General features: G+C 71.9%; 22 protein-coding genes and 1 tRNA gene. 8 read left to right on the top strand and 15 right to left on the bottom strand.

The window, feature by feature from the left end; translation table 11 throughout:
- Positions 1–50 precede the first annotated feature (50 nt).
- Positions 51–1,058: a methylmalonyl Co-A mutase-associated GTPase MeaB gene (meaB, locus tag AC3DE3_RS00790; RefSeq protein ID WP_260487528.1), complete on the top strand. Its 1,008-nt coding sequence runs from the start codon at positions 51–53 to the stop codon at positions 1,056–1,058.
- Between the two features lie 150 nt (positions 1,059–1,208).
- Here meaB and AC3DE3_RS00785 read toward each other — a convergent pair whose 3' ends face one another.
- The 4 genes from AC3DE3_RS00785 to AC3DE3_RS00770 form a co-directional block, all read right to left on the bottom strand.
- Entirely contained in the window at positions 1,209–2,000 is a 792-nt protein-coding gene (locus AC3DE3_RS00785) for a class I SAM-dependent methyltransferase (RefSeq protein WP_488368662.1), read from the bottom strand.
- A gap of 118 nt (positions 2,001–2,118) precedes the next feature.
- Positions 2,119–3,447 carry an RNA polymerase sigma factor gene (locus AC3DE3_RS00780; RefSeq protein ID WP_488368661.1) on the bottom strand — a complete coding sequence of 443 codons (1,329 nt, stop codon included), beginning with the start codon at positions 3,445–3,447 and terminating at the stop codon, positions 2,119–2,121.
- 67 nt (positions 3,448–3,514) lie between these two features.
- Positions 3,515–3,880 carry a YciI family protein gene (locus AC3DE3_RS00775; protein WP_260487525.1) on the bottom strand — a complete coding sequence of 122 codons (366 nt, stop codon included), beginning with the start codon at positions 3,878–3,880 and terminating at the stop codon, positions 3,515–3,517.
- A gap of 125 nt (positions 3,881–4,005) precedes the next feature.
- Positions 4,006–5,424 (bottom strand): acyltransferase family protein, encoded by a 1,419-nt coding sequence (locus AC3DE3_RS00770; RefSeq protein ID WP_260487524.1) that lies wholly within the window; start codon positions 5,422–5,424, stop codon positions 4,006–4,008.
- Between the two features lie 219 nt (positions 5,425–5,643).
- On the opposite strand from AC3DE3_RS00770, the gene AC3DE3_RS00765 reads away from it, so the two are divergent.
- Positions 5,644–6,699, top strand: coding sequence for an NAD(P)/FAD-dependent oxidoreductase (locus tag AC3DE3_RS00765; RefSeq protein ID WP_260487523.1), 1,056 nt, complete (start codon positions 5,644–5,646; stop codon positions 6,697–6,699).
- Here the strand turns inward: AC3DE3_RS00765 and AC3DE3_RS00760 are convergent.
- The 8 genes from AC3DE3_RS00760 to AC3DE3_RS00725 form a co-directional block, all read right to left on the bottom strand.
- The gene (locus AC3DE3_RS00760) at positions 6,696–7,703 is read right to left on the bottom strand and encodes a nucleoside hydrolase (protein ID WP_488368660.1); all 1,008 of its coding nucleotides are present in this window, start codon (positions 7,701–7,703) and stop codon (positions 6,696–6,698) included. The genes AC3DE3_RS00765 and AC3DE3_RS00760 overlap by 4 nt on opposite strands.
- Complete coding sequence (locus AC3DE3_RS00755) at positions 7,700–8,209, bottom strand: mycothiol transferase (protein WP_488368659.1); 510 nt, start codon at positions 8,207–8,209, stop codon at positions 7,700–7,702. Before AC3DE3_RS00755 ends, AC3DE3_RS00760 begins: the two co-directional genes overlap by 4 nt.
- Positions 8,203–9,672: an SDR family NAD(P)-dependent oxidoreductase gene (locus AC3DE3_RS00750; protein WP_488369084.1), complete on the bottom strand. Its 1,470-nt coding sequence runs from the start codon at positions 9,670–9,672 to the stop codon at positions 8,203–8,205. The genes AC3DE3_RS00755 and AC3DE3_RS00750 overlap by 7 nt, the downstream gene beginning before the upstream one ends.
- A 102-nt stretch (positions 9,673–9,774) precedes the next feature.
- Entirely contained in the window at positions 9,775–10,497 is a 723-nt protein-coding gene (locus AC3DE3_RS00745) for a hypothetical protein (RefSeq protein WP_260487520.1), read from the bottom strand.
- A gap of 13 nt (positions 10,498–10,510) precedes the next feature.
- A complete protein-coding gene (locus AC3DE3_RS00740; protein WP_488368658.1) occupies positions 10,511–12,106 on the bottom strand; it encodes an ABC transporter permease in 1,596 nt (531 codons plus the stop codon).
- Positions 12,103–13,044: an ABC transporter ATP-binding protein gene (locus AC3DE3_RS00735; protein ID WP_488368657.1), complete on the bottom strand. Its 942-nt coding sequence runs from the start codon at positions 13,042–13,044 to the stop codon at positions 12,103–12,105. The genes AC3DE3_RS00740 and AC3DE3_RS00735 overlap by 4 nt, the downstream gene beginning before the upstream one ends.
- A gap of 4 nt (positions 13,045–13,048) precedes the next feature.
- On the bottom strand, positions 13,049–13,423 hold the full coding sequence (locus AC3DE3_RS00730; protein WP_488368656.1) for a TfoX/Sxy family protein: 375 nt from the start codon (positions 13,421–13,423) through the stop codon (positions 13,049–13,051).
- Positions 13,424–13,500: 77 nt separating this feature from the next.
- A tRNA-Leu gene (locus AC3DE3_RS00725) sits at positions 13,501–13,586 on the bottom strand.
- 189 nt (positions 13,587–13,775) lie between these two features.
- Here AC3DE3_RS00725 and AC3DE3_RS00720 point away from each other — a divergent pair.
- A complete protein-coding gene (locus AC3DE3_RS00720) occupies positions 13,776–14,318 on the top strand; it encodes a YbhB/YbcL family Raf kinase inhibitor-like protein (protein WP_488368655.1) in 543 nt (180 codons plus the stop codon).
- A 3-nt stretch (positions 14,319–14,321) separates the two neighbouring features.
- On the opposite strand, the gene AC3DE3_RS00715 is transcribed toward AC3DE3_RS00720, so the two are convergent.
- Entirely contained in the window at positions 14,322–15,389 is a 1,068-nt protein-coding gene (locus AC3DE3_RS00715) for a quinone-dependent dihydroorotate dehydrogenase (RefSeq protein WP_488368654.1), read from the bottom strand.
- A 50-nt stretch (positions 15,390–15,439) separates the two neighbouring features.
- Positions 15,440–16,471, bottom strand: coding sequence for a hypothetical protein (locus AC3DE3_RS00710; RefSeq protein ID WP_488368653.1), 1,032 nt, complete (start codon positions 16,469–16,471; stop codon positions 15,440–15,442).
- A 175-nt stretch (positions 16,472–16,646) separates the two neighbouring features.
- Here AC3DE3_RS00710 and AC3DE3_RS00705 point away from each other — a divergent pair, with 175 nt between their 5' ends.
- From AC3DE3_RS00705 to mshC, 5 genes are read left to right on the top strand one after another with little or no spacing between them, the layout of a single operon-like run.
- The gene (locus AC3DE3_RS00705; RefSeq protein ID WP_260489114.1) at positions 16,647–17,492 is read left to right on the top strand and encodes an undecaprenyl-diphosphate phosphatase; all 846 of its coding nucleotides are present in this window, start codon (positions 16,647–16,649) and stop codon (positions 17,490–17,492) included.
- A 47-nt stretch (positions 17,493–17,539) separates the two neighbouring features.
- Positions 17,540–18,244 (top strand): histidine phosphatase family protein, encoded by a 705-nt coding sequence (locus AC3DE3_RS00700; RefSeq protein ID WP_488368652.1) that lies wholly within the window; start codon positions 17,540–17,542, stop codon positions 18,242–18,244.
- A gap of 40 nt (positions 18,245–18,284) precedes the next feature.
- Entirely contained in the window at positions 18,285–18,872 is a 588-nt protein-coding gene (locus AC3DE3_RS00695) for a DUF3090 domain-containing protein (protein WP_260487512.1), read from the top strand.
- A complete protein-coding gene (locus AC3DE3_RS00690) occupies positions 18,869–19,651 on the top strand; it encodes an SCO1664 family protein (protein ID WP_488368651.1) in 783 nt (260 codons plus the stop codon). The genes AC3DE3_RS00695 and AC3DE3_RS00690 overlap by 4 nt, the downstream gene beginning before the upstream one ends.
- Positions 19,652–19,676: 25 nt before the next feature.
- Complete coding sequence (gene mshC, locus AC3DE3_RS00685; protein WP_260487510.1) at positions 19,677–20,930, top strand: cysteine--1-D-myo-inosityl 2-amino-2-deoxy-alpha-D-glucopyranoside ligase; 1,254 nt, start codon at positions 19,677–19,679, stop codon at positions 20,928–20,930.
- Positions 20,931–20,970: 40 nt separating this feature from the next.
- Here the strand turns inward: mshC and AC3DE3_RS00680 are convergent, their stop codons facing one another.
- Entirely contained in the window at positions 20,971–21,897 is a 927-nt protein-coding gene (locus AC3DE3_RS00680; protein WP_260487509.1) for a PAC2 family protein, read from the bottom strand.
- Positions 21,898–21,921: the final 24 nt, after the last annotated feature.

The raw sequence follows: 21,921 nt of genomic DNA, 5'->3' as shown, positions 1-21,921 counted from the left end.
TGTCGGGCAGTCTGTCGACCACGGCCGGCACCGGCTCGGTACGCGGCCCGGTGCCCTCGCCCACCGGGCCGCGACCGCGGCGCGAGATCGACGTCGACGCCCTGCTCTCCGGGGTGCTCGAGGACCGGCGTCCGGTCCTCGCCCGTGCGATCACCCTGTTGGAGTCCACCAGTCCGGCGCACCGGGAGAAGGCCCAACAGCTCCTCCTGGGCGCGCTGCCGCACGCCGGCGGGTCCCTGCGGATCGGCATCACCGGGGTGCCGGGGGTCGGAAAATCGACGTTCATCGAGTCCTTCGGCCTGTATTTGCTGGAGCAGGGCTACAAGGTCGCGGTCCTCGCCGTCGACCCGTCCTCCACCCGCACCGGCGGTTCGATCCTCGGCGACAAGACCCGGATGGCCACCCTGTCCACCGAGCCGAGGGCGTACATCCGACCCTCACCCACGTCGGGCACGCTCGGCGGCGTGGCCAAGGCGACTCGGGAGACGATGGTCCTGCTCGAGGCCGCCGGTTTCGACGTGATCCTCGTGGAGACCGTCGGCGTCGGCCAGTCCGAGGTGACGGTGGCCGGGATGGTGGACTGTTTCACCTTCCTCACCCTCTCCCGCACCGGTGACCAGCTGCAGGGCATCAAGAAGGGTGTCCTCGAGCTGGCGGACATCGTGGCGGTGAACAAGGCCGACGGGCCACACGTCAAGGACGCGGCGCGGGCCGCCCGCGAGCTCGCGGCCGCGCTGCGGCTGGTGCGTCCGTCCGACGCGGTGTGGAAGGTTCCCGTCCTCACGATGTCGGGACTGGAGGCCGAGGGCCTCGACCGCTTCTGGGACGCGGTCCGCTCGCACCAGGAGACGATGTCCGGCATCGGCGAGGTGGAGGCCCGGCGGGCGCGACAGCAGGTCGACTGGACGTGGTCCATGGTCCACGACACCCTGATGGCCCGGCTGTCCGCCGACCCGGACGTGCGCCGGATCGCTCCGCAGGTCGAGCGTCAGGTCCGCGAGGGGACGCTCACCGCCGCACTGGCGGCGCAGGCGATCATCGACGCGTTCGACTCCTGACCCTGCCGGGCGCCGTCGTGCGCAGTGCGCAGGCCGCGCACCGCCCCCGACCGCCCACACGAAATCCGCTACTCGCACTGCCAATCTGCTACTCGGAATCGGGTAGCGGATCCGGAGGGAGAGTAGCGGATTTCGTGTGCCGCGGCGTGGTCAGCGTTTGCGCAGTACGAACCCGACCGCGCTCATGTGCTGGTCGTGCGCGACGAAGGTCCTACGCATGGCGAGAACTCGTCGGCGGGCGTCGGCGTCGCGGAGGAGGTTTCGGACGATCCGGGCCACGCCGACGATGCCCTCGTCGGCGAGGACACGGCGGGGCTGGAGCAACGCCATCGGGCGGAGTTCGGTGCTCTCGACCCCGAAGCCGGCCTCGTCGAACAGGTGGATCCACTCCGCTACGGTCAGTGGCCGCGCGTTCACCCGGATCGAACGGGCGAGGTCCTTGCGGATACCCGTCTTGATCTCGTCGTCCAGTGTGTCGGGGACCAGGCACAGTTCGTGGACCAGATACCGCCCGGCCGGTCCGAGCACCCGGCCGGCCTCCGCGACAATCTGCCGCTTGGCGGAGTCGCCCTGCATGGTCAACATGGCCTCGCCCATGATGATGTCGGCGGAGGCGGTCTCCAGCCCCGTATCCTGCGCGGTCGCCACGACCAGTTCACCCCGGCCGCCGATCGTGTCACGGGCGACGGCGACGGCGTCGGGATCCGAATCCACGCCCACATACGACGCCGGGTTCTCGTTCAGTAGCAGGGTTGCGGTCAGTCCGAGCCCGGGAGCCAACTCCACCACGCGCTTCCCCGTCACGGTGGCGGCCGAGACCAGCCATTCGGACAATTCTTTTCCGCCTGGACGCAGAACCTTCTTGCCGATACGCGCCAGAAGCCAGTGCCCGGCGACGGACTCGGGGTCCCGGTCGTGCTGGGGGAGCGGACTGGCGGTCATGTGGGATCCTCCTCGGGGATGCGGCGCCGGCACCTGGAGGTCGCGGCGTGAGGTTAGCCTAACCTGCCATGGGTCGAGGGGGAAGGGAAGGCGAGTCGAGCTACCCGACGCACGAGCTTCAGGCATCCCACCAGCGCTGCAGGAGGTAGTCACGCTCGGCCTCGTTGCGGGCGAGTGCGTGGGCGCGGGCCCACGCCCGGCGCGCCTCCTCCGGACGCCCGAGCAACTCCAGGGTGACGGCCCTCGCCTCGTGGAACGGATGGTGCCCGGCGAGCGCAGGGTCCGCGGACAACTCGTCCAGGTGGGCGATCCCCGCCTCCGGCCCGTCTCGTCGCCCGATGGCCACCGCTCGCGCCATCCGGACCACCGGACCGGGAGCGAGGATCAGGAGCACATCGTAGAGGGCCACGATCTGCCGCCAGTCCGTCGACGCGAAGTCAGGGGCCTCGGCGTGCACGGCGGCGATGGCGGCCTGAACGGAGTACGGGCCCGGGCCGCCCGCGGCAGCCTGCTCTGCGAGCGACAGGCCCTCCTCCAGCAGAAGAGGGTCCCACGTGCGGCGGTCCTGGTCCGCCAGGGGAACGGGCATCCCGTCGCGACCGGTCCGTGCGGACGCGCGGGCCTCGATCAGCACCACCAACGCCAGCAGACCGGTGACCTCCGGCTGGGTGGGCATCAGACGATGGACGATCCGGGCCAGCCGGATCGCCTCCCGCGTCAGATCCCTCCTCAGGTGGTCCGCCCCCTCCGTGGCGGCGTACCCCTCGGAGAAGACCAGGTAGATCACCGTCAGGACGGACGAGAGCCGAGCGGGAAGCTCCGCGCTCCCGGGCACCCGCACCGGGATCCGGGTGACCCGCATCCGCTTCTTCGCCCTGACCAGCCGCTGCTGCATCGTGGGCACCGGCACCAGGAACGCCTGGGCGATCTCGGCGGTGGTCAGCCCCGCCAGGCACCGGAGCGTGAGCACGACCTGCTCCTCGACCCTCAGGGTGGGGTGGCAGCAGGCGAAGAACAGCTCGAGACGCTCATCCGGGATCTCGTCCGGGTCCGCCGGCGAGACCTCCACCGCACGGGCCACCCGGTGTTCCTGCTCGACATGCAGCCGGGCCAACCGCTCCGTCAGAGCCCGCTGTCGCCGGAGTCGGTCGATCGCCTTTCTGGTCGCGGTGGTCATGAGCCAGGCGAGGGGCTTCTCCGGCACTCCGGTGCCCGGCCAGGTCTCCAGCGCGGCCGCGAAGGCGTCCTGCGTCGCGTCCTCGGCGAGGTCGAGGTCGCCGAACCGGGACGTGAGGGCCGCGAGCAGTCGCGAGCGGTCCTCTCGCCGGAGCGCGGCGAGGGCGTCGGTCGCCGACCGCCCCGGGGTGGTGCTCTCGTCCACCCCGGGTCGGCCGTCACCGGGCGCCCCGCGATCCGCGCCCGTCGCGCCTCCCGGTCCCTCGGTCATCGGTTTCCGGCGTCCGTCAGTGCCCGGCGTCCGTCAGTGCCCGGCGTCCGTCAGTGCCCGGCGTCCGTCAGTACTCGGCGATCGCGCGGACCTCGACCCGACCACCGTGCACTCCCGGGCATCGCCTCGCCCACGCGAGCGCCGCGTCGATGTCGGGCACGTCGATGATGATCGTGCCCCCGACGAACTCGCGGCTCTCCGCGAACGGACCCGAGGTGATGACGGGGTCGCCGCCACCGGCGGGGGCCGCGAGACTGACCGCGGTCTCCGGGTCCTCCAGGGCGAAACCACCGGCGAGGATTCCCGCGGCCCGGAGCTCGGCGTCGAACGCGATGAACGCCTCCGGCCCGGGCCCCTCGACGGATTCCTCCGGTCCGGCCTCCCCGCACCGGACGTCGTCGATGTTCCCGAAGAGCAATAGCACGTACTTCATGTCGATCTCCTGACCGTTCGTGGTGGACGTCGGACACGCGAGTGTGCCGACATCATGGTGACGAACGGGACCGCCCGGATCGACAGGTTCGGTCGAAACTCCTCCGACGGAGGTCGGGGAGGGCCTCAGCGGCGCTCGAGCGCCCTGCGCGCGGGTTCCTCCAGCCAGTGGTGACTGGCCGCGCCCGCCGCCAGGGATCCCGCGACGGTGACCGGCCAGATGACCGCCATCCGCCTGTCCCAGAGCCGGGTGCGCGTGAGGGGGAACGCGGCGTGCAGTACGAGCTGGTGCCACAGGAAGACGCCGTAGGACCAGGTGCCGACCTTCTGCAGGGGCCTCGATTCCAGGAGCGGGAAGCGCGTGCCCTCCGGGGCGAGGACGACAGGCGCCAGGACGAGGAAGGCCATCGTGCCCGCCAGTCCGGTGCGGGCGGCGAATTCGATCGGCCCGGGGTGGACGAACCCCTCGGTGAACCACCCGGGGACCGTGGTGGCCACCAGCGCCGCGCCGCCGGCGACCCACCACCCCCACCTCGAGAGCTGATCCCGGCACAACCGGGCGAGGGTGCCGGGAGGCGCCGTGGCGACCTCGGCCAGGAGCATCCCCGCGGCGAACCACGCGGTGAACGACGGGGGCAGAATCTGGACGTTGACGTCGGCCGGCAACAGCCCGAGGGCGTGCCACGGGAGCATCGGGAACACGAGTCCCGAGGCACCGAAGGCGGCGATCGCGGGGATGCGCCAACGGGCGGCGTCGCCGCGCAGGTCCTTCATCGCGGTCCACAGAAGCGGGAAGGCGAGGTAGTAGGCCATCTCCACCGCCAGCGACCACGCGTGGGTCAACCCGGCGACGAGGAAGTTCGAGGTGTAGATCTGCGTCAGGGTGAGGTTGGCGATCCACGAGTCCGGGCCGTTGACGTGGTTCTGCTCGAGCAACAGCATCGCCGCGGCGACCAACACCGAGTACGCCGGCATGATCCGCACCAGCCGCGAGCGCAGGTACTCCCTGGTCGGCCGGGCGGTCCCGGGCTCGTCCCGGCGGGCGTGGGCCGCGTGGGACCGCCACAACAGGAACCCGGATTTGGCGAAGAAGACCGCCACCGCGAGGTCGAGTCGACCGAACAGCCGCTTGACGGGTGACCCGGTGGAGGCGCGGGTGACGAACGCGACGTGGGTGGTCAGCACGCCGACTGCCGCGAGCCCGCGGATCCCCTCGAGGGCGGGCACGAACCCTCGGGCCCCGGCGAGCCCGCGGGATGCCGTGCCCGTGCCCGTGCCCGGGTCGGCCCGGTCCGGGGGCGCCGGATACGACGCCGGTCCCGATCCCTCGGGGGCCGCGGCGTCGGGGCCCCCCGCGGGCACCGCCGCCGCCGATCGCGACCTGATCCGACGCCGTACGGTCTCCCGCGCGGTCGTCACCGCGGTTCGCACGGTGGCAGCAAGGGGTTCGGCGTCGCCGGCGGCCACCGCCTCGCGACGGGCCGAGACCCCGGCGACGACCGCCCCACCCGCGACGACGATCAGGGCGGCAGCGACAGACCTCATGGACTCTCCCGGGGCGGTGAAGTGGGGCGACGGCGTTGTCCGGGGGAGCCCACGGGCCCACCGGAACATCCGGAGGAGCCTAACACCGGTTCTAGTCGGGCCCCTCGGCCACCCGCGTCGCCCGTGGCGTCGCTGACCGGCGCGGACCGACGCGGACCGGTGATCGAGCCGCCTCACTTTCCGTAGTGTGACACCACCCGTGTGATGGATCGGAGAGCCATGACCCACGCCCCCGCAGACGACGCCGACCCCGGGGCGGTCGCGTCGAGCGACCCCGTTCCCGAGAGCGTGGACGTCCTGATCGTGGGCGGCGGCCCGGCAGGGCTGTCCGCCGCCACCTGGGTCGGCCGGTACCGCCGCTCCACCCTGCTCGTCGACGCCGGGTGTCAACGCAACCTCGCGGCGCGGGAGATCCACGGGATGCTCGGCACCGGCCCCGCCACGCCCGCCGGGTTCTATGCCGATGTCGAGGAGGGGCTCAGCGAGTACCCGACCGTCCGCCGGCTCCGCGGGGTCGTCACCGACCTCGTCAGGGAGGACGACGACGGGTTCGTCGCACGCATCGCGCCGGGCACCACCACCGACGGCGGGGACGAGAACCCCGTCACGGTCACCGCCAAGCGGATCATCCTCGCCACCGGCGTGCGCGACCGGCTACCCGACCTCGCGGGGATCGACGAACACTACGGGGTCGATGTGCACCACTGCCCCGCGTGTGACGGCCTCACCGCCGCGGACCAGCGGATCATCGTCCTGGGCGTGGGTGCCCACGTGCCGGCGTACGCCTCCGAACTGTTGGACTGGGCGTCGGAGGTCGTGATCATCACCGAGAGCGACTCCGACCCGGCCTTCGACGACGACCAGCGCGCCGCCTGTGCCGAGCACGACATCGAGGTGGTCGACGGGGTCGCCCGGGAACTCGTCGGCGACCCCGGCCGGTTGGAGGGGGTGCGGCTCGCGGACGGGAGGATGATCGCGGGATCGAAGGTGTTCTTCTCCTACGCGCACCACCCGACGAACGAGCTCGCGACGTCCCTGGGCTGCGAGCTGGATGACGAAGGCGGTCTCACCGTCAACGCGATGCAGTTGACCAGCGTCGACGGGGTGTACGCCGCCGGCGACATCGTGACCGGCCTGCAGCTCGTGCCGATCGCCGTGGGGACCGGCGCCGCGGCCGGCGTGGCGTGCGCGACCTCGCTGCGCGGGCACGCCACGGCCGAGTGCGTTCCCGACCCGGCACCGCCGACCCGGAACTTCACGCGGCCGGGAAACTAGTCAGGCCGGCCCGCCAGCGAGACGATCGCCGCACAGATCTCGTCCAGCACGGCGTCCGGCCCGCCCGGCACCAGCACATCGGTCGCGATGCGGGCATTGTCCACCCGACCCCGGTGGCCACGCACATCGGCGACCGTCATCCCGCGCGTGTGCTCGCCCGCGCACTCGACCCGCACGTGCGCCACCTCGGCCACCACGGCCTGCGGGTGCAGGGCCATCCACGCGACGAACGGATCATGGACCTGCGCGAGGTACCCCTCGCCGACGGAGTCGTGGAACCCGAAGTAGAACCGCAGCGCCTCGGTCAACTGCCGCGCCAGCGGCGACCCCGACGTCTCGAGCAGGCACCGTGACCGTTCCGGGGTCCACACCGCACGTTCGGTGAGGTTCAACCCGCACCACAGCGGGGCCGGGACCGCGGGATCGGCCGCGCGCGCGTCCTCCCACGCCCGACACACCCGGTCGGCGGCTTCCGGGTCGACGTCGACATTCCATTCGCTGACCGGGGTGGTGTTGCCGGGGTGCCCACGGAACGTCCCGCCCATCACCACGAGCCCGCCCAGCAACCGGGGGAGTGCGGGGTCCAACGCCAGGGCATGGGCCAGCGTGGACGAGGGCCCGGTGACGATCCCCAGTAGCTCACCCGGATGTGCGCGCGCCGCGTCCACCCAGAGGCGGGCGCCGTCGCGGGGATCGACCGCCCTCGTCGTCGTCGTCAGTTCCGCGAACCCGGCCCCACGGGGGCCGTGCGTCTCGGGGGTCAGCACGTGGGGCACGGCGATCGGGCCGGGCGCCCCGGCGGCCACCGGGAGCTCCGCGGAGCCCGCCAGGTCCAGCCACGCACACGCGTTGCCGACCGTGTCCTCCAACCCGACGTTGCCGGCCGTGCACACCACGCCGGTCAGGTCGATCCGCCCGGCGCGGTGTTCGGCCACCAGGTAGGCGATCGCCAGGGCGTCGTCGATGCCCGGGTCGCAGTCAAGCAGGACCGGGGTCGGACTCACCGCGAGCGGCCCCGGGACAGCAGGACGTCGCGGGTCACCTGCAGCTGGCCGGTGTGGGCGGCGACCTCGTGCAGGATGTGGCCCACGACCCAGTCCGGGGTGAAGGTCCCCGCCCGGCGCGCGGCGTCGACGTCGACCGTGGTCCCGGCGGGAGTGGCCAGCTCGCCGCGTTCGACCGCCGCGGCGACCCACCCGGGCAGCCGTGCGATGAGCGCGCCCAGCCGGTCGAGCTCCGGCCCCACCGGTCCGGTGAAGGCGAACTCGGTGTCACGGTCCCGGTCCACGTCCTCGCCGCCGAGACACGACGCGCCCCAGGAGGCGAGCACCCCGCACAGGTGGTGGACGAGCGCGGCGGCGGTGTTGGTGGGCCAATCCGACCCCGCGGTCGTGGGCCGCGAGTGCACCAGTGTGTCGGGCCCGTCGCCGCCGAGATCGGCCACCGCGGCGCGGATCGTGGGCAGGAGCTCGTCGGCGAGGATCCGGCGGGCGGCGTCGACGTTCACCACGGGCTGGGCTCGAAGTCCTTGAGGAAGCAGCCGTAGAGGTCCTCACCGGCCTCGCCGCGGACGATCGGGTCCACCACGCGGGCGGCGCCGTCGACGAGGTCCAGCGGCGCGTGGAAGCCCTCCTCGTGCAGCCGGACCTTGGTGGTGTGCGGGCGCTCGTCGGTGATCCAGCCGGTGTCCACGGCGGTCATGAGGATGCCGTGTTCGGTGAACATCTCCTCGGCCGAGGTGCGGGTGAGCATGTTGAGGCCCGCCTTGGCCATGTTGGTGTGCGGGTGGCCGGCACCCTTGTAGCGCCGCGAGAACTGCCCCTCCATGGCGGAGACGTTGACGACGTACTTGCGCCGCGCCTTCGAGGCCGCCATGGCGGGGCGCAGGCGCGAGACGAGGATGAACGGAGCGACGGAGTTGGCGAGCTGCACCTCGAGCATCTCCATCGGCTCGACCTGCTCGACGGTGGCCACCCAGCTGTTGTGGTCCACCACGTCCGGCAGCAGCCCGCCAGCGTCGATGGCGGTTCCGGCGGCCATGCGCTCCAGCGAGGACGAGCCGGCCTGCAGTGCCAGGGTCGCGATGTGGTCGGCCTCGCGCTCGGCCTCCTCGGACCCGATCAGTGCGGATTCTCCGCCCATGAGGGCGGCCGGGTGCAGCTCGGAGGTGCGGCCCATGGTGACCACGGGGATGTCGGCGGCGCGGCCGGTGAGTGCGGCCGACTCGCCCTCGACGAGCCCGGAATACGACCCGGGGGAGCGGCGCACGGTCTGGGCGGCGTTGTTGATGAGGATGTCCAGCGGGCCGCCGGCGGCGACCTCGTCGGCCAGCGCCACCACCTGGGCGGGGTCGCGCAGGTCCACGCCGATCACGTGCACGCGGTCGGCCCACTCGGAGTGGTCGTCCATCGAGGCGAACCGGCGCGCGGCGTCGCGGGGGAAGCGGGTGGTGATGGTGACGTCGGCGCCGGCGCGCAGCAGCATGAGGGCGATGTACATGCCGATCTTCGCGCGGCCGCCGGTGAGCAGGGCCCGCCGGCCGGTCAGATCCATCTCCGGATCCCGCCGGGCCCGGTTGAGCGCCGCACACCGGGGACACAACTGGTGGTAGAAGGCGTCGACCTGGGTGAAGCGCTGCTTGCACACGTAGCACGCCATCGCGCGCTGGAGGTGGCCGGCGACGGCGCCCGGGGTGTTGGAGACCAGTCGGATGCCGGCGGTCTCGTCGTCGATGCGGGTGGGCGAGCCGGTCGCGGTGGCCTCGATGACGGCCTTGTCCGCCTCCTGGCGGGCGCGGCGCACCTCGGCGCGGCGCGTCTTCTTGAGGAGCTTGAACATGTGGCCGACCGACCGCTGCACCCGGATGGAGTCGGGGTGGTCCTCGCCGAGGGCTGCGGCCTGGTCGAGGACGCGCAGGCAGGTCTCGAGGTCGCGTGGGTCGATACCGCTCGGATCGATGCCGCCTGGCTCGATACCGCTCGGGTCGATACCGCCTGGCTCGATACCGCTCGGGTCGAAACTGTCTGGGTCGATGCCGGTCACCCCGATACGGTACGACGACGAGGTGGTCAGCCCCTAAACCGTTCTCCCCCGCAGGGTGGAGGCGTCGCCGGCACGCAACCCGATGAGCACGTGCTCCACCGCCCGCAGGTGATGGTCCCGCCCGGAGAGGACGGCGGTGGGGGCGAAGTCGTGGCCCGCGGCGTACGCCTCGGACACCAGCTGGGCGTGGGCCTCCACGGGCAGCGCGCCCGGGCCGTGGCCTCCGTGGGCGACGTGGCCGGCGGGCGCGTCGTGGGCACCGTGGGCGACTGCCGCCCGCCAGTCGTAGGCGCGCCGGCCCAGGCGGATTTGCTCGCCCAGCGCCCGCACCACGTAGCGCGGGCCGAGATACCGGCCCTGCCAGATGTGGACCAGTTCATGCACCAGGGTCGGGGTGGCCCGGGGTCGATCGGTGCCCGCTGCCACCGAGTCCACTGACGTGGTGCCCACCACGCCGGGGTCGGCACCCAGGTAGATCAACCCGGGCAGCGCGAACGCCCGCCGGTGCGGCACGCCCGGGACATGGCCGCGGCGGATCATCACCGAGGTGGGGTCGATCGTGTGACCGAAGACGTCGCGGAGGGCGTCGCGGACCTCTGGAGGCAGATCCAGGGGCGGGGGAGCCAGGCCCAGGGTGTCCAGGCGTCGGTCGGCGGCGCGGGCGACCGCGGCGAGCGACCGTCCCAGGCCGTCGGCGACTCTGTTCATCGTCACGGCGAGGGTCATCCGCACGGCGAGCTCCGTGGTGTCCACCACGGACGGTCGGTGGTCACGGGGCCGCCACGTCACGTCGACGGAAACCCACGAACCCCACCACCAGGAACAGAGCCGTGACCGAGGAGATCCACAGCAGCCCACCCCAGCCGGCCCCGCCCGCGGTGACGCTCGGGACGTGCCAGAACGGGCTGATCGCGAGGTACGGGTCGGGGAGTCTGAACGTCGGCCCGAGCACGGTCAGGGCGAAGGACGCGAACACCCCGACCCACGCGGCGAGGCTCACGTGCGGTCGCGCGCCCACCACGGCGACGGCGAGCGCGACGACCGTCCACACGGCGGGGATCGTGGCCGCGGCCTGGAGCACGGTGGGACCGAACGACACACCGATCCCGGCCCCGGCGGCGCGCGCCGCGATCAGCAGGCCGGCGAGAAGCACGAACGCGGCCGGGGCGGCGAACGCCAGCACCACGTTGCCCGCGAGGTACCGGGCCCGGTGGAGCGCGCCGGCCAGGACGGGTTCGAGCCGGCCCTCCATCTCCTCGTAGCGGAGCTTGAGCATGATCTGGACCCCGGAGACCGCGGCGACGATCCCCACGAGGCGCAGGATCGTCACGATGAACGCGGAGGTCAGGTCGTCCGGGGTGGCGGCCCCCGCCGCGAGGATGGCCCTGACCGCGGTGTCCCGGCGCAGGATGTCCTGGATCGAGGTGGCGAGATACCCGTACATCAGCCCGAGCACGACGAACGCGCCGGTCCAGGTCAGGACGGCTCCTCGGTTGATTCGCAGGGCGAGCCCCCACGACGACCGGATTCGTCCGCGGTCCGGCCCGGGGCACGGCGCGAGGGCGGCCTGCCCGAGGTCGCGACGGGACTGGAGGACGAAGGCGATGGCCAGACACAGGGTCGTGAACGCCACCGCCCCCAGCAGCGGCCACCAGAGGTCGGTGGTCGCGGGTCGGGTCTCGGTCATCCATCCCAGCGGGTTGACCCAGACGGTCCACGCGGGGGTGTCCACGGTGTAGGCGACACCCCGGAGGAGGAAGAGGGCGCCGAGCGTCCCGATCGCCAGGGAGGAGGCGGTGCGGGCGTCCGAACCCAGTTGCGCCGTGATCGCGGCGACCCCGGCGAACATCCAGCCCGACGCGGTGAAGGTCGCGCCCAGGAGCAGCGAGGACTGCCAGTCACCACCGCAGAGGCCGGTGACGACGCCGGAGACCACGCCGGCGGCGAGGGAGCCGGCCAGCGCCAGCCCTACCCCGGCGAACAGTCGGCTCGCGCGTCCGAGCACACCGGAGGCGAGGAGCTCGGCCTGCCCGGAGTCCTCCTGCCCGCGAGTGGCGCGGATGACGGTGAGGACCGCCCCGAGCGCGGTGAAGAACCCGGCGAGGGCGAGGGCGCGCCAGGCGTTGAACCCGTCGACCGTGCTGAGGTCGAACGCGGGTCCGAAGATGATGCCGAGCGCCGGGTTGCCCCCCACCGCGACAGCGAGCGCGGCCCGCTCCAGCGGATCGGGGAAGAGCAACGGATAGACGAGTACCGACGACGCGGACAGCGCCGTCGCGATGGCGATCCACGGTGCGAAGCGGATCCCGTCGTGCCGGACCGTGGCCCGCAACAGCGGGCGGGTCCCCGCGAGCAACGCGGTCACGGGGTCGCCGCCGGGCCGTCCGTGCCGGATCCGGCGTCGCCTCCATAGACGTCCAGGAAGAGCGACTCGAGCGACGCGGGTTCGACGGTCAGCGCGGCCAGACCGTAGGGGGCGAGCACCGTCATGGCCTCGCCGGTCCTGGCCGCCTCGGCAGTGGCCGAGATCCGATCACCGTCCACCCGGACGTCGCGCAGGAAGTCGAGTCCACACAGTGTGTCCAGTTCGCGCGGTTCCGGGATCCGGCTGAGCGTGGCGCTGATCGACGAGCGGGCGTGGCCACGCAGCTCGGTCAGCGTGCCGGTCCGGGCGATCCGCCCGTCACGGATGATCGACACCCGGTCCGCCAGGGACTCGGCCTCGGCCAGGATGTGGCTCGAGAGCAGCACCGACGTGCCGCGGGCGTTGGCCTCACCGATCACATCCCGGAAGACCTTCGCCATCAGCGGATCCAGTCCACTCGTGGGCTCGTCGAGGATCAGCAACTCGACATCCGACGCCAGGGCCGCGACGAGGGCGACCTTCTGGCGGTTGCCCTTGGAGTACTGGCGACCCCGCCTTGTCGGATCCAGCTCGAAACGCTCGACCAGCTCCGCGCGCCGCCGCTCGTCGAGCCCGCCCCGGAGGGCACCGAGGAGGTCGATCGCCTCACCGCCGCTCATGCCCGGCCACAGGCTGACGTCGCCGGGGACGTAGGCGAGTCGGCGATGCAGGTCCACGACGTCCCGCCAGGGGTCGCACCCGAGGACGGTCGCAGTTCCGCCGTCGGCCCGCAGGAGACCGAGGAGCACCCGGATGGTGGTGGACTTGCCCGCGCCGTTCGGCCCCAGGAACCCGTGCACATGACCTTTCTCGACCTGCAGGTCGACCCCGTTCAGAGCGGGGAACCTCCCGAAGGACTTCGTCAGTCCCCGCACGTCGATCACGTGGTCCGCGCTCACGGGGCTACCCCTGCCGACGGGCCGCGCGGCCGGTGACCGCCCGGTTGTACGCCAGGGCCGGTCCGAGCCACGTGCCCAGGTCCTCGTCCGTCTCGACGGCCGAGGCCGCCACCCTGATCCAGCCGGGACCCATGTCGCGCCCGGCGCCCATCTCGGCCCGGGCGGCGCCGGGGCGGCGGAGGAGCTCGTCGTCGTCTCCGTCGGCCACCCGGAGCAGTATCCCGCCGTCCTCGCCGACACTCACGAGGATCTTCCCGGCGACCATGACGCACCGGCCGCCGAACATCGAGACCTCCCGGGTCACCGGCTCGTCCGCGAGATGCCGGCGGAGGCGGTCGATGAGCTGCTGCTGGGCGGGGGGTGGGGGCGTGCGTGCCATTCGGAGACCTCCCCGGAAAACAAGTGGGCCCCGGATCCTCACGGATCCGGGGCCACTTCTACTGTCTCGACACAGTGTGCGCGAGGGGGGACTTGAACCCCCACGTCCGTTAATAGGACACTAGCACCTCAAGCTAGCGCGTCTGCCATTCCGCCACTCGCGCTCGCACACTGGTGACCTTCACCGGGTTCGTGCCCGGCTTGGTCGTGCGAGGAATGACATTAGCCGATGCCCGAACCGTGGGCCAAATCGGGGCCCTCCCGTGGGCCACGCCGCGCGGTCATCGCTGGTAGACAGGGACGTGACCGGCTGGAGGATCACTCCACACCGCCACGACTGCAGGAGGATGACGATGACCGACTTCCGTGTGCCCGACCCCTACGCCGCGCTCCCGGAGCTGCCCGCACTAGAGGTGAGCAGCGAGTCGTTCGCCGAGGGCGCGACCCTGACCGCCGCGCAGCTCGGTGGGAAGATGGGCGTCGAGGGCGGCCAGGACAAGTCCCCGCAGGTGAGCTGGAGCGAGGGCCCGGAGGGCACCAGGACCTACGTGGTCACGGTCTTCGACCCGGACGCTCCCACAGCGTCGGGCTTCTGGCACTGGTCGGTGGCCAACATCCCGGCGGACGTCACCTCTCTGCCCGAGGGCGCCTGCATCGGTGATGACACCTCGGGCCTGCCGTCGGGGGCCGTCGTGGTGCGCAACGATGCGGGATTCAAGGGCTTCGTGGGCGCCGCCCCGCCGGCGGGCCACGGTCCGCACCGCTACATCCTCGCGGTCCACGCGGTGGGGGACGAGATCGAGCTCGGTGACGATGCCTCGTGCGCCTTCGTCGGGTTCAACCTGTTCGGCCAGGGCCTGGCCCGCGGCACCGTGACGGGGATCTTCGAGCAGTAGGGCTCAGCGCACCGCCGAGCCGACCGCCTCCGCCAGGGACCCGAACCCGCCCTGGCGGAGGCGCTTGGCCACCAGGCGGTTCGTGCCGCTCAGAAGGGTGGGACCGGTGAAGATGAACCCGGTGTAGGTCTGGACGAGGTTCGCGCCGTGGGTGATGCGGTCCCAGACGTCCTCGGGCGTCTCGATGCCACCGACGGAGATGATGACGATGCGGCCGCCTGCGCGGCCGTGGATCCGCGCGAGGACCTCCCGTGACCGGGCGGCGACCGGCGCGCCGGAGATGCCCCCGGCCCCCAGCGCCTCGACCGACGTGGAGGGTGTCCGCAGTCCGTCCCGGGAGATGGTGGTGTTGGTGGCGACGATGCCCGCCAGACCCAGTTCCAGGACGAGGTCCGTCACCGCGTCGATGTCCGCGTCGTCCAGGTCGGGCGCGATCTTCACCAGGACAGGGATCGTGGCGACGTCCCGCACCGCCGTGAGGATGGGACGGAGCGACTCGACGGCCTGGAGATCCCGCAGGCCCGGGGTGTTGGGGGAGCTGACGTTGACGACGAGGTAGTCGGCGAGACCCGTGAGCATCGTCGCCGAGGCGACATAGTCGCGGACCGCGTCCTCCGCGGGAACCACCTTGGTCTTGCCGATGTTGATCCCCACCGGGTCACTGCTGCGGCGCCGACGCAGGTTGTTGGCGGCGTTGCCGGCCCCGTGGTTGTTGAACCCCATCCGGTTGAGGATCGCCCTGTCCTCGATCAGCCGGAACAGTCGCGGGGTGGGATTGCCGGGTTGGGGAGAAGCGGTCACGGTGCCGACCTCGCTGAACCCGAAGCCGATCGCGCCCCACGAGTCCACGGCGGCCGCGTTCTTGTCGAAACCGGCGGCCAGCCCCAGCGGGCCGGGGAACGTCCGCCCGAGCACCTCCTGGGCGAGCACGGGGTCCCGCACCCCGAGTACCCGGCGCACCACGGCGCCGAGCGGGGGCACCAGGGTCAGGAGCTTGAGCAGGCCGAACACCAGGTGGTGGATCCGCTCCGCGGGAAAGCGGAACAGCACCTTCTTGAGCAGTGCGTACACGGTCCTCCTCGGTGGACGTCCCCGGCGGGGACGGTGGGTCGTCTGGGCGATCAGCTCGCCGGCTCGGTGAGGGTCGGTCGGATGAGGTGCATGCCCGCCCCGTCCGCGGAGCCGACCACCACGGTGCCCGAGTCGGTGACCGCGAGCGAGTCCGGCTGGCGCACCGTCGGGATGTCCGCGCGCCGGATACCGACGCCATCGCCGAGATCGTACGCCTGGACGGTGTTGGTTCCCGTGGACGTGACCCAGACGAGTCCCCTGGAGGTGTCCTCTGCCACCGCCCACGGGGCCGCGGCCACGGGGAACTGCTGATGCAGCCGGACGGGGGAGGTCGAGTACACCAACAAGGTCCCGCCGACGGTGTCACTGGCGACCACGGACGCCTCGCCGAACTCGTCGAGCAGCCCCGCCCCCTTTCCCGCTCGCAGGAGGGGACCGGCGTTGTCGCTCTCGAGATCGATGCTGGCGATGACGGTGTCGGGTCGGCTCAGGGCCGTCACCGAACCGTCCCCGGCGACGCTGATCCGGTCGACCGAGGTCAGCCCGCCGATACGGCGCTGTTCGGCGCCGTCGGCCCCACGGACGACGATCTCGCCCTCCGTGGTTCCGGTGAGCAGTCGGCCGTCAGTGGTCAACGCGGCGGCGGTGACCGGACCCAGACCCGTGACGTCCCGGGTCCGCCCGGTGTCCGACACGAGGACGACCCCGTCCGGATGGGGGACGACGACGGTTCCGTCGTGCGCGGCCGTGGCGTCGCCGGCGTCCGGCGGCAGGGGCACGGAGTCCTCCGCCACCCATCGGGTGCCGTCGACGCGACCGATCTCCAGCGACGGCGGCTCGTCGACCTGGGCGACGACCCGGTCGCCCACCGCGACCAGGGTGCGGACCGAGCCCGGCACCGGGATCACCTCACCCCCGGTCGGGTCGGAGACCTGCGGCGACTCGGCAGGGGAGGCGTTGCCCTGGGCGACCTGGTTCTGCTCCTCGAGCTCGGCGGTGGGCGAGGAGCAGGCGGTCAGACCGACCGCCAGGGCGAGCAGTGCGGCGGGCACGCCGGAACGGCGGAGGACACGTCGGTGCACGGTGTTCCTTTCGACTGCCCGCCATTGTCCACGACGCGGGTGCTCGGGCACCGCCCAGGTCCGTGCGACTACTCTCGCGGCGTGCGGTGACGCGATCCGCGTCCGATCCGCCGCGACCCGAGAGGAAACAACGCACGTGAACACTTCGGTCCTCGCCGCCCAGGGCGCGGAAGGGATGTCCTGGCTGCAGGTCGTCGTCCTGTCCGCGATCCAGGGACTCACCGAGTTCCTCCCCGTCTCCTCGTCCGGGCACCTGCGGATCTTCTCCACGTGGTTCTTCGGAGAGGACGCCGGGGCGTCGTTCACGGCAGTGGTCCAGTTGGGCACCGAGGCCGCGGTGCTGGTGTTCTTCTTCAAGGACATCGTGCGCATCCTCGTCGCCTGGTTCCGGGGTGTGTTCAACTCCGGGCACCGCGCCGACCCGGACTACCGCCTGGGGTGGTTCGTCATCGTGGGCTCGGTCCCCATCGCGATCATCGGTTTCGTCGCCAAGGACTTCATCCGTGACGCCGCGCGGAACCTGTGGATCACCGCCATCGTGCTCATCGTCTTCTCCTTCGTCTTCCTCATCGCCGAGAGGTTCGGTCGGCAGGACCGCCCCGTCGACGCCAAATCGCTCGACGGTCTGACGATGAAGGACGCGATCGTCATGGGTCTGGCGCAGTGTCTGGCCCTCATCCCGGGCGTGAGCCGCTCCGGCGGCACGATCTCCGCCGGACTGTTCCTCAACATGTCGCGGGAGGCCGCGGCGCGGTTCTCCTTCCTGCTGGCGATCCCCGCGGTCCTGGCCTCGGGCCTGTTCAGCCTCCCCGACGCGTTCGAACCGTCAGTGGGGCAGTCCGCCAGCGGGATCCAGCTCCTCGTCGGCTCGGCGATCGCGTTCGTCATCGGGTACGCCGCCATCGCCTGGCTCCTGAAGTTCGTGCAGAACCACTCGCTCGCCTGGTTCGCCGGATACCGCATCCTGCTCGGCGCACTGGTGATGATCCTGTTGGGCACGGGCACGATCCCCGCGACCTGACCTCGCGCACCGCACGTCCGTCGCCGCGTCGTCGGTAACCTTCCCGTATGACCGTCATCCTGCTCCGGCACGGCCGTTCCACCGCCAACACCGCCCTCACACTGGCCGGACGTACCCCGGGGGTCAGCCTCGACGACACCGGCCACGCCCAGGCCGCGGACCTGGGCCGAAGGCTCGCGGAACTGCCCGTCGAGGCGGTCGTCCGTTCGCCGCTCATGCGGTGCCGTCAGACGGTCGAGCCCCTGGCCGAGGCGCTGGGCGTGGAGCCGCTCGTCGACGAGGGGCTGGTGGAGGTGGACTACGGCACCTGGACGGGACGGCCCCTCTCCGACCTCGCCTCGGAGAACCTGTGGTCTGTTGTCCAGCAGCATCCCTCGTCTGCGGTCTTCCCCGAGGGGGAGTCCCTGGCCGGGATGGCCGGCCGGGCGGTGACCGCCATCCGCCGTCACGACCAGCGGCTGGCCGAGGAGGCGGAGCGCGACGTGCTGTGGGTCGCCTGCAGTCACGGCGACGTCATCAAGGCGGTCATCGCGGACGCCTACGGGATGCACCTCGACCAGTTCCAGCGGATCGTGGTGGAACCGGCGTCGGTGTCCGTGGTGCGCTATACACCGCATCGCCCGTTCGTCCTCCGGGTCAACGACACCGGCGGCGACCTGGCCGGTCTCCGGGGAGACCCCGCCGGCAGGGTCAGCGACGCCACCGCGGGGCACGCCAGCTCGGACGCCGTCCCCGGCGGGAACGTAGCCTGATGATCCGCACCACCACCCACCCCACGAGGAGACCACCGGCATGAGCAGGGCAGTGCACGAGTTCCGCGACCCGGCCCGGTTCGTGGTGGGCACGGTCGGTCAGCCCGGCGAACGTGTCTTCTTCGTCCAGGCCACCGAGGCGGGCCGCACCATCTCCGTGCGGTGCGAGAAGCAGCAGGCACAGATCCTGTCCGAGCGGATGGGCGACCTGCTCGACGAGATCGCCGCCAAGTCCGACGTGCCGGTGCCACCGGCCGGCGGCGTCGTGGACGATCTCGACCCGCTCGAGATGCCGGTCGACGCCGAGTTCCAGGTCGGCACCATGGGGCTCGGCTGGGACGGGGAACACAGCAAGATCGTGGTGGAACTGCTGGCGATGGACCCGTCCGCCACCGACGAGTCCGTGGTGCTGTCGGACGCCGAGGACGCCCCGGACGCCCTGCGCGTCTTCCTCACGCCGCAGCGGGCCCGCCAGTTCGTGCTGCGCAGCGAGCGGGTCGTCTCCGCCGGCCGTGCCCCGTGCCCACTGTGCGGCGAGCCGATCGACACCACGGGCCACCTGTGCGTCCGTCTCAACGGTTACCTCCCTCGGTCCGGTGAGGCGCTCACCGACCTCATCGACCCGTGACCTCCGGCCCGGTCAGCCCCGAGCTCACCGTGCTGTACCGGATCCCGTCCGGCAGCAACGCCGTCTACCACTGTGTGGACGCCCACGGGGACAGCTGGGTCTACAAGCCGTCGGCGGGGGAGCGACCCCTGATGGACTTCCCCGACGGCAGTCTCGCCGCGCGGGAGATCGCCGCGCACGCGGTCTCCGAGGCGCTGGGCTGGGGGCTCGTGCCCCAGACCGTCGCGGCGCACGGCCCGGGTGGACCGGGCATGGCGCAGCGGTGGATCGAGGAGCTCGACAGGGAGCAGCGCCCCGGGCACGACCCGATCGACGTCCACCCCGCCGACGCCGTCCCGGATGGCCGCGCGATCGTGCTGCGCGGGGAGGGCGCGCGGGGGGAGGACGTGGTGGTCGCGCACGACGTCGACGACCGGATGCGTCGCATCGCGGTGTTCGACCACGTGGTCAACAACGCGGACCGCAAGGGTGGGCACGTCCTCGTCGACGCCGCGGGTGTGGTGTGGGCGATCGATCACGGACTGTCGTTCCACGCCGAGCCGAAGCTGCGCACCGTCCTGTGGGGGTGGGCGGGACAACCCCTCACCGCCGACGAGGTGACGGGTCTGGAACGGCTCCGCCGCGGCCTCGCGGCGGGCGGTGAACTCACAGCAGCCCTGTCCGACCTGCTGTCCTCCGACGAGATCGAGGCCCTCACCGCGCGTGTCGACGCTCTCATCGCGAGCCGGGTGTTCCCCGTCCCGGGGACGCGTTACCCCTTACCCTGGCCGCTGTTCTGACCGCGCTGTCTCTAGACTCGGCCGCATGCACTCGTGGTCCTCGCCTGTCGTCCCCCCGGTCCCCGGCGACGGAGTCCCCCTGAGGTTGTTCGACACGGCGGGCGGCGAGGCCCGCGAGGTGGCGCCGGGGCCGGTCGCGGGGATGTACGTCTGTGGGATCACCCCGTACGACACCACCCACCTGGGTCATGCGGCCACCTACCTCACCTTCGATCTCGTCTACCGGCTGCTGCTCGACGCCGGCCACGAGGTCCACTACGTCCAGAACACCACCGACGTCGACGACCCGCTGTTCGAGCGCGCCGAGCGCGACGGTGTCGACTGGCGGGAGCTCGGCGACCGTGAGACCGAGCTGTTCCGGACGGACATGGAGGCGCTGCGGGTCCTCCCGCCGCGCGACTACGTCGCGGCGACCGAGACCATCGACGAGGTGATCGACATGGTGGCCGAACTCCTCGAGCGAGGCCACGCCTACTGCATCGATCCCGCCGTCGACGGGTACTCGGACGTCTACTACCGCCATCGCGCCACGGAGGACTTCGGCTACGAGTCCGGGTACGACGACGACGAGATGGCAGCCGCCTTCGCCGAGCGCGGTGGCGACCCGGGCCGAACCGGCAAGGAACACCCGCTGGATGCGCTGCTGTGGCGCGTGAGGCGGCCCGGCGAGCCGTCGTGGCCCTCGCCCTGGGGCGCGGGCCGACCCGGTTGGCACATCGAGTGCTCGGCGATCGCCCGCAACCGACTGGGGATGGAGTTCGACATCCAGGGCGGCGGTAGCGACCTGGCGTTCCCCCACCACGAGTTCTCGGCGGCGCACGCCGAGGCGGCGACGGGGGAGCGGCCCTTCGCCCGGTTCTACGTGCACGCCGCCATGATCGGTCTCGACGGCGTCAAGATGAGCAAGTCCCTAGGCAACCTCGTACGCGTCCAGGCGCTGCGGGAGGAGGGCGTCGATCCGGCCCTCATCAGGCTCGGCCTGTTCGCCGGGCACTACCGCGTCGACAGGTCCTGGTCCGACGGTCTCCTCGAGGCCGCCCGCGTCCGGTACGACACCTGGAACCGGGCCATCGCCCAGGGTGCCGGCGCGGATTCCGCGGCTGTGATCTCGACCCTCCGTGAGCGCCTGGCGGACGACCTCGACACCCCCGGTGCGCTCGCCGCGGTCGACGAGTGGGCCCGGGCGACCCTGGACGGCGACCGGACGGACCCGTCCGCCGGCGGCGCGGTCGCCACCGCCCTGGACGGCCTGCTCGGCATCCCGCCGGCCACCGCCTAACCGGCGGGACGCGCACGACGCGCCCCGCCCGGCCGCGGGGTCACCCGGCGTCGGGCTCGTCCCGGTCACCCCGGAGAAAGCGTTCGAACTCGGCGGCGATCGCCTCGCCGTCGACCAGGGGCATCGCGTCCCCGCCCGACGCCCGGCCACGGTCGGGCTCGGGGTCGATCCCCGGGGTCACCCCGGACTCCTCGTCCACCCGGTCCTCGAGGGACTGGATGTAGTCGCGCAGGTCCTCGTCCTCGCCCGCCGCGGCGTCCACCCGGTCGGCCCACGTCCGGGCCTGCACGCGCAGCGCGTCCATCGGCACGGCCATGCCCAGGTTCTCGGCGAGCCAGGACAGCATCGCCTCGGTGCCCCGCGGGTTCGGTGGCGAGGCCACGTAGTGGGGGACGCCCGCGAACAGGCTCAGGGTGGGAACGCCCGCCTCGGTGAGCAGTTGCTGCAGCACTCCGGACATCCCGGTGGGCCCCTCGTAGTCCGACGGCTCGACGCCCATGGTCGCCATCCGCTGCCGGCTGAACGCCGCGCCGGTGAGGGGGACCGGTCGGGTGTGCGGCACGTCCGCGAGATAGGCCCCCAACAGGACCACCTGGGTGACGCCGAGGGTGTCGACCAGGTCGACGAACTCGGAGGCGAACCTGCGCCACTTCAGGGCCGGCTCGGGCCCGCGGACCAGCAACACGTCGTTGGCCACCCCGTCCGGTCGGCATGCCGACACCACGACCCGGGGCCACTCCACCGAACGGGACACCCCGCCCGAGATCCGGACGACCGGCCGCTGGTCGAGGTAGTCGAAGAACTCGTCACCCCCCACCTCGGCGATCTGGCGGGCCTCCCAGTTCAGTGCGAGGTGTTCGACGGTGCCCGTCGCCACGTCCGCCGCGTCGTTCCAGCCCTCGAAGGCCACGATCATCACCGGGCTCTCCAGATCGAGATGCCCGTCGGGACTCCATTGGACAGTCATTAGTACAGCCTACGTTCGTCCGGT

Source organism: Dietzia sp. IBK-p2-16D (assembly GCF_057773085.1).
Note: the sequence above shows the minus strand (reverse complement) of the source record. Positions and strands in the feature narration are given on the sequence as shown.